General features: G+C 32.0%; 9 protein-coding genes. 5 read left to right on the top strand and 4 right to left on the bottom strand.

The genetic code is table 11. The annotated features are described in order from the left end of the window. Positions 1 to 137: 137 nt before the first annotated feature. Positions 138 to 1,412 carry an O-acetylhomoserine aminocarboxypropyltransferase/cysteine synthase family protein gene (locus AXE80_RS01310; RefSeq protein ID WP_068824116.1) on the bottom strand — a complete coding sequence of 425 codons (1,275 nt, stop codon included), beginning with the start codon at positions 1,410 to 1,412 and terminating at the stop codon, positions 138 to 140. 310 nt (positions 1,413 to 1,722) lie between these two features. On the opposite strand from AXE80_RS01310, the gene metK reads away from it, so the two are divergent. The 4 genes from metK to AXE80_RS01290 all read left to right on the top strand — a co-directional run bounded on the left by metK (position 1,723) and on the right by AXE80_RS01290 (position 7,760). Beyond that, the gene (metK, locus tag AXE80_RS01305) at positions 1,723 to 2,976 is read left to right on the top strand and encodes a methionine adenosyltransferase (protein ID WP_068824115.1); all 1,254 of its coding nucleotides are present in this window, start codon (positions 1,723 to 1,725) and stop codon (positions 2,974 to 2,976) included. Between the two features lie 92 nt (positions 2,977 to 3,068). Next, positions 3,069 to 6,389, top strand: a complete 3,321-nt coding sequence (locus AXE80_RS01300; protein ID WP_068824114.1) for a proline dehydrogenase family protein — start codon at positions 3,069 to 3,071, stop codon at positions 6,387 to 6,389. 13 nt (positions 6,390 to 6,402) lie between these two features. Further along, positions 6,403 to 7,116 carry a hypothetical protein gene (locus AXE80_RS01295; protein ID WP_157359317.1) on the top strand — a complete coding sequence of 238 codons (714 nt, stop codon included), beginning with the start codon at positions 6,403 to 6,405 and terminating at the stop codon, positions 7,114 to 7,116. A 29-nt stretch (positions 7,117 to 7,145) separates the two neighbouring features. Then, on the top strand, positions 7,146 to 7,760 hold the full coding sequence (locus tag AXE80_RS01290; protein ID WP_068824112.1) for a deoxynucleoside kinase: 615 nt from the start codon (positions 7,146 to 7,148) through the stop codon (positions 7,758 to 7,760). An 88-nt stretch (positions 7,761 to 7,848) separates the two neighbouring features. On the opposite strand, the gene AXE80_RS01285 is transcribed toward AXE80_RS01290, so the two are convergent. From AXE80_RS01285 to AXE80_RS01275, 3 genes are all read right to left on the bottom strand, one after another. Next, complete coding sequence (locus AXE80_RS01285) at positions 7,849 to 8,763, bottom strand: manganese-dependent inorganic pyrophosphatase (protein ID WP_068824111.1); 915 nt, start codon at positions 8,761 to 8,763, stop codon at positions 7,849 to 7,851. A gap of 66 nt (positions 8,764 to 8,829) precedes the next feature. Beyond that, on the bottom strand, positions 8,830 to 11,343 hold the full coding sequence (locus AXE80_RS01280) for a DUF5686 family protein (RefSeq protein ID WP_068824110.1): 2,514 nt from the start codon (positions 11,341 to 11,343) through the stop codon (positions 8,830 to 8,832). A 70-nt stretch (positions 11,344 to 11,413) separates the two neighbouring features. Next, complete coding sequence (locus AXE80_RS01275; RefSeq protein WP_068824109.1) at positions 11,414 to 12,394, bottom strand: pyruvate dehydrogenase complex E1 component subunit beta; 981 nt, start codon at positions 12,392 to 12,394, stop codon at positions 11,414 to 11,416. Positions 12,395 to 12,536: 142 nt separating this feature from the next. On the opposite strand from AXE80_RS01275, the gene AXE80_RS01270 reads away from it, so the two are divergent. Then, positions 12,537 to 13,283, top strand: a complete 747-nt coding sequence (locus tag AXE80_RS01270) for an electron transfer flavoprotein subunit beta/FixA family protein (RefSeq protein WP_068824108.1) — start codon at positions 12,537 to 12,539, stop codon at positions 13,281 to 13,283. The last annotated feature ends 15 nt before the right edge of the window (positions 13,284 to 13,298 follow it).

The following is a 13,298-nucleotide window of genomic DNA, read 5'->3' as shown; positions in this document are numbered from 1 at the left end:
TCAATACATAATGAGCTGTGGCAAAGATATAAAATAAATTGCGAAATAAAAGAAATGTATAAAAGACTTAAAAAAAGAAAAACCATCACTTTAAAGTGATGGTTTTATAGTCTTAAAATACAAACATTAGGTTACGTTTAAATTTTACTAAATGCTTGTGCAATATCTGCTTTTAAATCTTCTATATTTTCTAAACCAACAGACAAACGGATCAAATCTTGCGTTACTCCTGCCCCTGCTTGATCTGCCTCACTTAATTGCTGATGTGTTGTACTTGCCGGATGAATAATCAATGATTTTGTATCTCCAATATTTGCCAATAAAGAAAATATTTGAGTAGCATCCGTAAATTTCTTAGCTGCTTCATAACCTCCTTTTAAACCAAAAGTAACCAAACCGCTTTGTCCATTTGGCAAGTATTTTCGTGCCAAATCATAATATTTACTAGATTTTAATCCTGGATAATTTACCCACGCAACCTCTTCTCTTTCTTCTAACCAAGTAGCCAACGCTAATGCACTTGCACTATGTTGTTTAATTCTTACTGGTAAAGTTTCTAAACCTTGAATAATATTAAAAGCATTTGTTGGGCTTAAAGCTCCTCCAAAATCACGCAATCCTTCTAAGATTAATTTAAAAGTGAAAGCTGCTGCACCTATTGCTTCATGATACACCAATCCATGATATCCTGCTGATGGCTCTGTAAATTCCGGGAATTTTCCGTTTGCCCAATTAAAAGTACCTGCATCAATAATAGCCCCTCCTAGAGAGTTTCCTTGTCCTCCAATATATTTTGTTAACGAGTGTATTACCAAATTAGCTCCGTGCTTAATAGGATTTAACAACGCTGGTGATGCAACTGTATTGTCTACAATAAAAGGTACCTCAGCTGCTTTTGCTTGTTCAGCAATGGCCTCTAAATCTAGCACATCTAATTTTGGATTCCCTAAAGACTCTACAAAAAATACTCTTGTATTATCTTGTACAGCAGCTTTAAACTCTTCAGGGTTTGATGCATCAACAAAAGTAGTTGTAATCCCTAACCTAGGTAAAGTAACATTTAATAGGTTATAAGTTCCTCCATACAAACTACTAGAGGCCACAATATGATCTCCTGCTTTTAACAAAGTCATTAATCCTGTTGCAATAGCAGAAGTTCCTGATGCAAAAACAACCGCACCTATTCCTCCTTCTACCGCCGCCAAACGCTCTTGTAAAATTTGGTTGGTTGGATTATTTAATCTTGTATAAATAAAACCTAATTCTTTTAACCCAAATAAGTTTGCAGCATGCTCCGTATTATTAAACACATAAGAAGAGGTTTGGTAAATAGGTACCGCTCTTGTTCCTTGTGTTTGGGTTGTATCATGTCCTGCATGTAATGCAGAAGTCTCTAGTCTTTGACCATCCATAACAATTTCTTTTTTAATAATTTCTAATTACGTAACTAACAAATATATAAAACCCTTTTGCAACTCTATAATCTACATACATCAAATCATCTTATAAAAATTCAAAAAAAAGAAAGACAATTTTAACAACTCCTATTCCATTTCTTTTTTATAATTTTGTCGCCACAAAAAGGGGAAAGATTTGAACTGATTGCCACCTCTTTTACAATTATTATTGTAAGAAATAAAGAGCTAAAGCAGTAATTATCTACTTCTTTAGCCGACCAAGGCATTCAGCATAATAAATATTAAATATAAAACACAAATAGATATGTCATATTTATTTACCTCTGAATCCGTTTCAGAAGGACACCCAGATAAGATTGCAGATCAAATTTCTGATGCATTAATTGATCACTTTTTGGCTTATGATCCAGATTCTAAAGTAGCTTGTGAAACTTTAGTAACTACTGGTCAAGTAGTATTGGCTGGAGAAGTAAAATCTAAAGCATATTTAGATGTACAGCAAATTGCCAGAGACACCATCAACAAAATTGGATACACAAAAGGTGAATATCAATTTGATGGAAATTCTTGTGGAGTATTATCTGCTATCCATGAACAATCTCAAGACATCAACCAAGGAGTTGATAGAGCGAGTAAAGAAGAGCAAGGTGCAGGTGACCAAGGAATGATGTTTGGTTACGCAACTAACGAAACAGAAAACTATATGCCTTTGGCTTTAGAAATTTCTCATCGTTTGTTAAAAGAATTAGCAGCTTTACGTAGAGAAATGAAAGACATTACTTATTTACGTCCTGATGCAAAAGCACAAGTAACATTACAATATTCTGATGATAACAAGCCAGAGCGTATTGATGCTATTGTAGTTTCTACGCAACATGATGATTTTGATGAAGATGAAGCTATGTTAGCCAAAATAAAATCAGACATCATTAATATTTTAATTCCTAGAGTTAAAGCTAGTTTTGATGCAGATACACAAGCTTTATTTGGTGATGATATCAAGTTCCACATCAACCCAACAGGTAAATTTGTAATTGGTGGCCCTCATGGAGATGCTGGTTTAACTGGTCGTAAAATTATTGTTGATACTTACGGTGGTAAAGGAGCTCACGGTGGAGGTGCATTTTCTGGAAAAGACCCTAGTAAAGTAGACCGTTCTGCTGCTTATGCAACTCGTCATATTGCTAAAAACTTGGTTGCTGCTGGAGTAGCTTCTGAAATTTTAGTTCAAGTTTCTTATGCTATTGGAGTTGTTGAACCTATGGGGATTTTTGTAAACACTTACGGAACTAGTAAAATTGATTTAACAGATGGACAAATTGCAGAAATAGTTTCTTCTATTTTTGACATGAGACCATTTGCTATTGAAAGCAGATTAAAATTACGTAACCCAATTTATACCGAAACTGCAGCTTACGGACATATGGGACGTACTCCAGAAGTAAAAACTGTGGTTTTTGAATCTCCTTACGAAGGAAGAAAAGAAATAAAAGTAGAAACTTTTACATGGGAAAAATTAGACTATGTAGACCAAGTTAAAAAAGCTTTTAACTTATAAAAGCATTAACATACATTTACAAAAGCCTTTACAATTAATTGTAAAGGCTTTTTGTTTGGCTATCCATTACGTTTTATATAACTTAATGGGATATGGAGAAACAAATACAAAACACCCTAGGATTAGCAAAAAAATTACAAACCCAACGAACAACGACTGTAAAAAATCCATTTGCAGATCGGCTTAAAACGATTATAGAAGTTCCAGAGTCCAAACATTTTTTAATACAAATGATGGATGTTGCCTTCCGATCTAAAAATTATAAAAAAGTAGCAAATCACGTTATCTTTCTACTAAAAACCCACAAAAACTATCAAGTTCTTTTTACACCTATAGAGAATCTTTTGTTAAAAGTTTTTGCAGTAGTAGGAAAAATCACTCCTACTTTTAGTGTTTCCATCATGTTAAAAAAGATTCAAGCCACTTCTAGTGATGTTGTTTTTTTTATCAACAGTAAAAAATTTAAAAAACACGCTCAAAAAAGAAAAGAACAAAACATCACCTTAAATGTAAATCTTATTGGAGAAGCACTAATTGGTGAAGATGAAGCTCAGAAAAGAATTTTAGGATATTTAACATTACTAAATAGAAAAGATGTAAACTATATCTCTATTAAGATATCTACCATTTTTTCTCAAATTTCCTCTTTAGCACACGAAGACACAGTTGAAAAATTATCTACTAGGCTTTCTATGTTTTATGATGAAATTTTAAAAATTGAAAAAGAAACTGGAGTTCAAAAATTTGTAAACCTAGACATGGAGGAATACAAAGATTTAGAAATCACTTTTAATGTTTTTATCAAAACCTTGTCTTTACCCGAATATAAAAATATTAGAGCAGGAATTGTTTTACAGGCTTACATTCCCGAAATGATTCATTACTACAGAAAACTTTATAAATGGGCTAATGAACGTGTAAACAATGGAGGATCATCTGTAAAAGTAAGATTGGTAAAGGGAGCTAATATGGAAATGGAAATGACCGAAGCTTCTATTGAAGATTGGCCACTAGCTACTTATAGTAGCAAAGCAGAAACAGATGCCAATTATAAAAAAATATTATCCGAAATGCTTACAGCACAATCGGCAAGAGTAGTAAACGTTGGTGTGGCATCACACAATATTTTTGACATTTCTTTTGCTTTACAATTGGTAAAACAAAATCAACTAGAAGATTGTGTTGATTTTGAAATGTTAGAAGGAATGGCCAACCAAACAGTAGATAATCTATTAGCAGAAAAAGTAAGTCTATTACTCTACACTCCTACTGTTAAAGAAAATCAATACAGTGCAGCCATTGCTTATTTGGTTAGACGACTAGATGAAGGGACACAAGAAGGAAATTTTTTAAAAGAAGGTTATGACTTAAAAGTAGGTTCTCCAAAATGGGATAGTTTAAAAGAAGAATTCTTAAAATCTATTTCTTTAATGGAAAACTTAAACACCAATCCTAACAGAAAACAAGACAGAAATAATGAGAACCCTACATTGATGGAAGGATTTCAAAACGTACCAAATACGGATTGGAATTTACCTCAAAACATTGCATGGGCTCAAAAAATTAAAACCGATTGGAAAACTCCCGAAAACATTATTGGAACAACTATTCCAGTAATAGGTGACTTAGACCAACACGAAAGATATACCGTAAAAGTTAGTAACTGGTCTGGTACTCCTCCTTGGGATTACGAAATGTCTTTAAAAGAAGATTATCAAAAAGCTATTGAAAACAGAACAGAATGGCAAAGTTTTACGGTAGAACAAAGAGTACATCTACTAAAAAAAGCTGCTGTAGAAATTGAAAAAAACAGAGCTGATTTAATTGGAGTTGCCGTAGCAGAATTAGGAAAAACAGTAAAAGAAGTAGATGTAGAGGTATCAGAAGCAATAGACTTTGCCAATTTTTATGCAGAAAGTAGTTTAGAAATAGCCAAAGAGTTTACAAGTGATGACGAAGGAATTAACCTAGTATTATCTCCATGGAACTTTCCTATAGCCATTCCTATTGGTGGGGCTTTAGCATCATTAGCAGCAGGAAAAAAAGTGATTTTAAAACCCTCAACAAACGCTTCTGCATGTGCCTACTTAACCTGTAAATGTTTATGGGAGGCTGGTATTCCTAAAGATGCTCTTTACTTTTTACCTTGTGAAGAAAGTATTTTAGATGATTTTTTAAGCACAGGAAATATTTTTGATGCTGTTATTTTAACTGGAGGAACCGAAACAGCTCATTTCTTATTAGAAAGAAATCCTCAATTAAATTTATACGCAGAAACTGGAGGAAAAAACAGTACTATTGTAACCAGTTTAGCAGACAAAGAACAAGCTTGTATCAACATTGTTCAATCTGCATTTGGTAATGCTGGTCAAAAATGTTCTGCTACCTCTTTATTAATTTTAACCGAAGATGTTTTTAATGATCAAGAATTTAAAACTTTATTAAAAGATGCTGCTCTAAGTAAAGTTTTTGGAAATCCTTGGGATTTTTCTACAGAAGTTGGTCCCTTAGCCGTACCTATTTCTGAAAAAATAAAACATGTAATCCAAAATACATCAGACAACCAATGGTTGGTAAAACCTAGGTTAAATGGAAACCACATGTTAACACCAGGAATTATTTGGGATGTTACTACTGATGACTATCCTTATCAAAATGAATTATTTGGCCCTATTTTATCGGTAATGAAAGCCAATGATTTAAAACATGCTGTGGAAATAGCCAACAATGTTGATTATGGTTTAACTGCAGGAATTGAATCTTTAGATGATAATGAAATTGAATATTGGAACAATCATATAGAAGCCGGAAACAAATATGTTAACCGATCTACCACTGGAGCTATTGTACAAAGACAACCTTTTGGAGGAATTAAAGCTTCTTGTTTTGGATTTGGAATGAAAGCGGGTGGAATTAATTATGTTTTACAGTTTACCAATATTAAATCTAAAACCACAGATTGGAAAGAAGATTATCAAAAATGGTATGATGAATTATTTAGCAAAAAAATAGACTATGTAAACTTACGTGGGCAATACAATATTTGTAGTTACACTACCTATAAAGAAATACTCCTATTATATGATGTACACACCCCTCAAAGACATATAGAAAAGGTAGAGTACATTGCTGAATTTTTAAATATTCCGTTGATTAAAGACACTTGTGGTAATGCCTTAAAACATCACCCTAAAGATTTTACCTGTGTAAGAGCCTTAGGTGTTTTGTCTGACCATTTTTTAATTAGATGTCATCAAAATGCGATTCACGTCTACAATTATGAACCTAGAAATAGTGGGCGTATTGAACTTTTGAATTATTTAATTGAACAAAGTTATTCTCACAATTATCACAGATATGGTAATTTAATGGGGGTTGAATACAACCCAAATGAAAAACCTAAAATTTATTAGTTTATATTTGAATATGAAACTTTGGATTTTTCTATTCTTTTGTTGTTTAAACTGCTTTTGTCAAGAAGCAATCATTAAAAATGCAACTAAATTTGTAGGTGTAGACATCTATGAAAATTGTTATTATTTACAAAACGATGCACTTCATAAAAGCGGTTTAAAAAACGATTACAAAAACGTAGAATACGGAATTCCAGACGTAGTTGACATCAGTAACCCATTACAAATATTATTACTCTATAAGTTTTTTAATAAGGTAATTTTATTAGACAATCAACTAAGTTTTATTACTCAATTTGAGGTTCCTATTGGCACAGAATTAATTTCCAATGCTAGTAAAGATAAAATCTGGCTGTATGACAACATCAACATGATGATTAAACTCTACAATTTTAAAACACAAAAAACAGAAATTAGCTCTATCCCTATAAAAGAAAACATTGTTGAGTTAAAAGGAAACTTAAACCAAGCGTTAGTGCTTGATTCTAAAAATCAACTCACAAAATATAACTTCCTAGCCAGAAAAGAAGACGTTTTTAATACCGAAAATATCATTTTGCCAAAATCGCTCATCAAGACTTATTATATCAAAGAGAGAAAATTATATCATAAAAATAATGAAACACTATCTACACCTAGTAATATTGAATCATTTGAGGTAATTAACAATAAACTCTATTTTTTTAAGGAGAACAACATCTACGCTCTTCCTATTCCTAAAAATTAACTATTTTTAGCGTTTAAACACATAGTCTTATGCACATAGCAATTGCCGGTAATATTGGAGCAGGTAAAACTACCTTAACAGAACTTTTAGCAAAACACTATAAGTGGGATGCGCATTTTGAAAGTGTTGAAGACAATCCATATTTAGATGATTTTTACAACGAAATGGAACGTTGGTCTTTTAACCTACAAGTTTATTTCTTAAACACTCGTTTTGAACAAATTCTAAAAATTCAAAAAAGCGGTAAAAACATTATTCAAGACAGAACCATTTACGAAGACGCCAAAATTTTTGCTCCTAACTTACATGCTATGGGCTTACTAACCAATAGAGATTTTAACAACTATAGCCAATTATTTGAATTGATGGAAAACTTGGTTACTCCTCCAGATTTATTGGTTTATTTAAGAGCTGACATCAAAACTTTGGTAGGACAAATTCACAAAAGAGGACGTGAATACGAAAGCTCTATCAACATTGATTATTTAAGTAGGTTAAATGAAAGATACGAAGCTTGGATTACTTCTTATGACAAAGGAAAAAAGTTAATTATTGATATCGATAATCTTGATTATGTAACGAACCCAGAAGATTTAGGACAAATTATTGACCGAATTGATGCACAGGTGCATGGTTTGTTTTAAAATCAAAACTTTACAACTATAAAACAACATCAAATAAAAAAGTCCAACTATAAACTAGCTGGACTTTTTTATTTAAGATTGTTACCTATTACAACACTGGAATTATTTGTTTTTTACGAGATACTACACCAGGTAGTACAACTAAATCACTTGTTACTGTTGCGTTGAACTTAGATTCTGCTACTTGTTTTACCACATCATTTGGCACAAACAATGTTGATTCTTCTTTTAAAATATCAACAACAAATAATAGTACCTCATCTAATTCTTCTTTCACCTTTATAGCTTCCATTGCTAACAAAATAGTGTCTTTTCTTTCTAAAACAATATTCGGACTTGTGGTTTCTAATACAGATACTCTGTATTTATTTCCACTTGCTTCATATTTTTTACTATCCATTTTAATTAACTCTTCATCAGAAAAAGCAGAAATATCAGACTTTGCTTCAAACATTTTTGTTGCATACTCATTGATATCTAATCCTAACTTAAAAGCCAAATGCTCAGCCATCATTTTATCATCTTCGGTAGTTGTAGGACTACGGAATTCTAAAGTATCAGAAATAATACAAGACAACATTAAACCAGCAATTTCATTCGGCAAATCTTCTACTTCTTCAGACCCTAAAATTAGATACATTACAGATGCTGTAGAAGCTAAAGGCTTAATAGTAATATCAATTGGCTCAGCTGTTTGTATTCCTCCAACCAATTTATGATGATCTATAATTTGGTGAATTTTAGTTTCATTAATGTTTTCAAACAACTCCTCCGGATTATTAGTATCTACAATAATAACCTCATCATTTTTAGACACAGATGTTAATAACTCTGGTACTTCAAAACCCCAGTGCTTTAACACGAAAAGTGCTTCTGTATTTGGAGTTCCTAACACGTAAGGTTTAGCCTCTACTCCTTGTTGATTTAAATACCAAGCCCATACAATTGCTGATGCAGTTGCATCTGTATCTGGTGACCTATGTCCAAAAATTTTTAATGCCATATATAATTAAGTTAAGTAAGTTTAATTTTTCAAGGCACAAAAGTACAAATAAAAAAAACTTCAATATTAAAAAGTAAATCCAAAAGAACCTTTAACCCCAAATTTATTAGCATTAGGATGGTGTAAATAATTCCCTCTCCAATAAAAATCCAATCTAAAAACCTTTAATATATTATCAATTCCAACATTGTATTCATAATAAATTTTACTTGGGGCAATCGTTTTTGCTTCAAGATTTAAAAAAGGTAAAGATTGAAATGCAGGTAAGTTTCTATTGATATTTGATTGTGAAATGGTTCCATAAGCTCCTTTTATTCCAACAATTTCACGAAGATTTAACTTTCTTAAAAAAGGAATTTTACCAAAAACTCGACCATTAAAATTATGTTCAAAATGAAGTGATGCATAAGTATCTGTTACAAACTCATAATAATTTAACAATCCAAAAGTATTTTGGATATTAAAAAAAGACTGATTCCCTGGCACAATATTTAAAAGTGCTAAAGAAGCTTCTCCAAAAGTTTTACCAACCTCTAAAGTTGTGGTAGTTCTACCAATAGCCCCAATATAAAAGGGCTGTTTATAATACATTTGTAATTTTTGATAATTAAATTCACTGTTAAATAAAGCTCCAAAACCATTGGCATAACTTAAATAAAAAACAGGAAAATTATCATTTACATTTTTACGTTCTACTCCGTTTCCAAAAACTTTTCTTCTAGGAGTATATTTTATTGCAAAACCTAATTCTGTTTGTTGTGTTTTATTTTGGATATTTCCATTATCATCTATATACGACAAACTAAAAGCTGGAGAGGCTGATTTTAAATTTCTTTGAACAAAATTCAATTCAAAATTGATATTATCAACAGGTTCTGCACTAAAAAAAACATTAGTCAATTGCACGTCTGTTAACAAGTTTGAAGCTCCGCTAGAAAACAATCCAGAAGTTGCAAAACTTCTCCCTAGCACATCGTTACTTGTAGTTAACCCAGCTCCTGTTTGCTCTACATCATCTCTATGGCCTATTCCAAAAATCAATCTTTTTTGCTTATCAAACATGTATTTATAGGACAATCCATACTTTACTCTACGATCTTTAAATCCATAAGCTGTATATCCTTGAATTCTCCACATATCATTTATCCCAAAGTAAGTTCTACCTCCAACTCTAATTCTAACACCTTCTACATCATTGTAATCAAAAGTGGAAAATACTGGACCGTAATCAAAATTTGGAAACTCCACATAACCAGTGGCCAAAATAACTCCCAAATTGTATATCTTTTTAAACTTTGGAACTGTTTTTAAAGTATCTAACATGGTATAAATACCTTGTTCATTTTTATCCAATGTTTCTTGCCTATGGGTTTTCCAATATGTTTCTGTGGCATTATAAATACTATCGGCAAATACATCAGACTTTTTCTTGTAAAAATCTTCTTTTTTAGGGTTGTTAAAACTATAGGAATCAAAATAGGTTGTTCGTTTTCCAAAAACACCCATAGAGGATTTTTTCTTGCGCAAACTAAAATCCGCCATCATGTAATCTTTTTCAGGAAGTATTACAGAATCATTTTCTACCTTATAATCACGCTCCAAAAAGACTTCTTTAATCCAGTTTAAATTTGCACTTTTAGAAACTTGCATATTAATGTCTTTTACAGCAAAAACAGTATCTGCAATCCACATATCACCTTTAAAAGTCAGTTCATTTTTACGAATAGGATAGTAAATAATATTGTAACACCATTTACCAGAAATATTAGCGCTATCTGCCAAAACATAATTATAAGTGTTTACTCCAGACTTTCCTACAGGACTGGTAAAACTTTTCCCAAACAAACGAATATAGTCATCGTAAATATTATAATCCACATACAAATCTTTAATATAAGTCGTTACCCCTTCACCAGCTCCAATTCCAGAATTTTTGTTGGCTACTAAGTCTTCTCTAACAACTTCATTATTCTCTTTGTTTTTACCATATACCTTATAAACAGACTCGTTTATATAAACAGGTAAAAAGTTTTTTCCAGAAACCCTGGACGTATCTATTTGATCAAAAACAAATTCCATTCCCTTAAAAATCTTTTGCTCTGTAAAGGAAGAATCTATATTGTTTAAATCAAACTGGATTTTCTCATATTTCTCATACTCATAATTTGGGAACATTTTAAGACCATTACTTTTCTTCCTTGCCCAAACTTTTTCTAACAACGCAATTGCCGGGTTCCCTTTTTTAGGAATTCTACCTGCAACAATGGTAACTGTTTGTAGTTGATTAGAACTTTCTTTTAAAACTATTTTAAAGTATTGATTTTGTTTTTCTATGCCAACAGTTAACTTATCAAAACCAACATAACTTACCTGAAGTTCTTTATGTGTATTAGGCGATGACAGATAAAAAACACCATCTTCATCAGAAACAGTTCCTTCTGTAGAATTCTTAAATATTACGCTTGCAAAAGCTAAGGGATTTCCATCAACATCTACTACAACACCTTTAACTTTAGATTGACTAAATGCTAAAAAAGCGGTCAGCAAAACACTGATATTTAAAAGTTTTTTTAATGTCATAGAGGTAAAAAAAATTCCTTTCTCAAAAGTAAGAAAGGAATTTAGAATAAGATATGTTGTTACGCAGAAATTACTTTACGTATAAAGTTGCTTTTACAGCATCAATAACGTCTTGTGCATTTGGCAACCACTCTTCCATTAAAACTGGAGAATATGCTGCTGGTGTATCTGCAGTGTTGATTCTTTGAATTGGAGCATCTAAATAATCAAATGCTTGTTCTTGTACTCTGTATGCAATTTCAGTAGCAACTGAACCAAATGGCCAAGCTTCTTCTAAAATTACCAAACGATTAGTTTTCTTAACAGACTCTATAATAGCTTTAGTATCCATAGGACGAACTGTACGTAAGTCGATAATCTCTATAGAAATTCCTTCTTTTTCTAAAATTTCAGCAGCTTTATAAGCCTCTTTAATAATTTTTCCGAAAGAAACCACAGTTACATCTGTACCTTTTCTTTTGATATCAGCAACTCCTAAAGGAATAATGTATTCTCCCTCTGGCACTTCACCTTTATCACCATACATTTGCTCAGACTCCATAAAAATAACTGGATCGTTATCTCTAATAGATGCTTTTAACAATCCTTTTGCGTCATATGGGTTAGATGGTACTACAACTTTTAATCCTGGTGTGTTTGCAAACCAGTTTTCAAAAGCTTGTGAGTGAGTAGCTCCTAATTGCCCTGCAGATGCAGTTGGCCCTCTAAATACGATTGGACAAGGAAATTGACCACCAGACATTTGTCTGATTTTTGCTGCGTTGTTAATGATTTGATCAATACCAACCAAAGCAAAGTTAAAGGTCATATACTCTACAATTGGTCTGTTACCTGTCATAGTAGAACCTACGGCAATACCACCAAAACCTAATTCAGCAATTGGTGCATCAATAACACGTTTTTCTCCAAACTCGTCTAACATCCCTTTTGAAGCTTTATAAGCTCCATTATATTCAGCAACCTCTTCACCAATCAAATAAACGCTTTCATCTAAACGCATTTCTTCGCTCATCGCTTCACAAATTGCCTCTCTAAATTGTATAGTTTTCATGTACTCTATTTTATTTAAACGTTCACAAAAATAACAAAAACACTCCCATATTTTCTAATATTAAACCAAAATATTTACAAAATTTAATTTACATTAGCTTTTACTTATTTTGAAACACATATAAATAGATAAACTTCTCAGTATGAAAATATTAGTTTGTATAAGTCACGTCCCAGACACTACTTCTAAAATCAATTTTACCGATGATTCGACAAAATTTGATACAAATGGGGTACAATTTGTTATAAATCCTTACGATGAGTTTGCTTTAACTAGGGCTATCTGGTTTCAAGAAAAACAAGGAGCATCGGTTACTGTTGTAAATGTTGGTGATGCAGGTAGTGAACCAACACTAAGAAAAGCATTGGCTATTGGAGCTGATGAAGCTATAAGAATAGATGCTACTCCTACAGATGGTTTTTTTGTTGCTCAACAGATTGCAGAAATCTTTAAATCAGGAGGGTATGATTTAATTTTAACAGGTAAAGAATCTATTGATTACAATGGAGGAATGGTTCCTGGATTACTTGCCTCTTTCTTAGATATTGATTACATTAATGGTTGTATTGGTTTAGAAATCGAGAACAACAATGTTAATGCATCAAGAGAAATTGATGGTGGTGTAGAAAAATTAAGCGCTTCGTTACCAATTATTATTGCTGGACAAAAAGGATTGGTAGAGGAAAAAGACCTTAAAATTCCTAACATGAGAGGAATTATGATGGCTCGTAAAAAACCTTTAACTGTTGTAGCTCCGCTAGAAAGTACTTCAACAACTCAAATTCAAAACTTTGAGAAAAGTGCAGAAAAAAGTGCTTGTAAAATGGTTGACGCAAACAACTTAGACGAGTTGATCAATTTACTTCACAACGAAGCAAAAGTAATTTAATTTAAAAACCTTGTG

The organism is Wenyingzhuangia fucanilytica, assembly GCF_001697185.1.
In the GTDB taxonomy this organism is placed as follows: Bacteria; Bacteroidota; Bacteroidia; order Flavobacteriales; family Flavobacteriaceae; genus Wenyingzhuangia; species Wenyingzhuangia fucanilytica.
Note: the sequence above shows the minus strand (reverse complement) of the source record. Positions and strands in the feature narration are given on the sequence as shown.

Coding starts and splice junctions, on each gene's coding strand:
- AXE80_RS01310 (WP_068824116.1), bottom strand. CDS start 1,412: ATGGATGGTCAAAGACTAGAGACTTCTGCATTACATGCAGGACATGAT.
- metK (WP_068824115.1), top strand. CDS start 1,723: ATGTCATATTTATTTACCTCTGAATCCGTTTCAGAAGGACACCCAGAT.
- AXE80_RS01300 (WP_068824114.1), top strand. CDS start 3,069: ATGGAGAAACAAATACAAAACACCCTAGGATTAGCAAAAAAATTACAA.
- AXE80_RS01295 (WP_157359317.1), top strand. CDS start 6,403: ATGAAACTTTGGATTTTTCTATTCTTTTGTTGTTTAAACTGCTTTTGT.
- AXE80_RS01290 (WP_068824112.1), top strand. CDS start 7,146: ATGCACATAGCAATTGCCGGTAATATTGGAGCAGGTAAAACTACCTTA.
- AXE80_RS01285 (WP_068824111.1), bottom strand. CDS start 8,763: ATGGCATTAAAAATTTTTGGACATAGGTCACCAGATACAGATGCAACT.
- AXE80_RS01280 (WP_068824110.1), bottom strand. CDS start 11,343: ATGACATTAAAAAAACTTTTAAATATCAGTGTTTTGCTGACCGCTTTT.
- AXE80_RS01275 (WP_068824109.1), bottom strand. CDS start 12,394: ATGAAAACTATACAATTTAGAGAGGCAATTTGTGAAGCGATGAGCGAA.
- AXE80_RS01270 (WP_068824108.1), top strand. CDS start 12,537: ATGAAAATATTAGTTTGTATAAGTCACGTCCCAGACACTACTTCTAAA.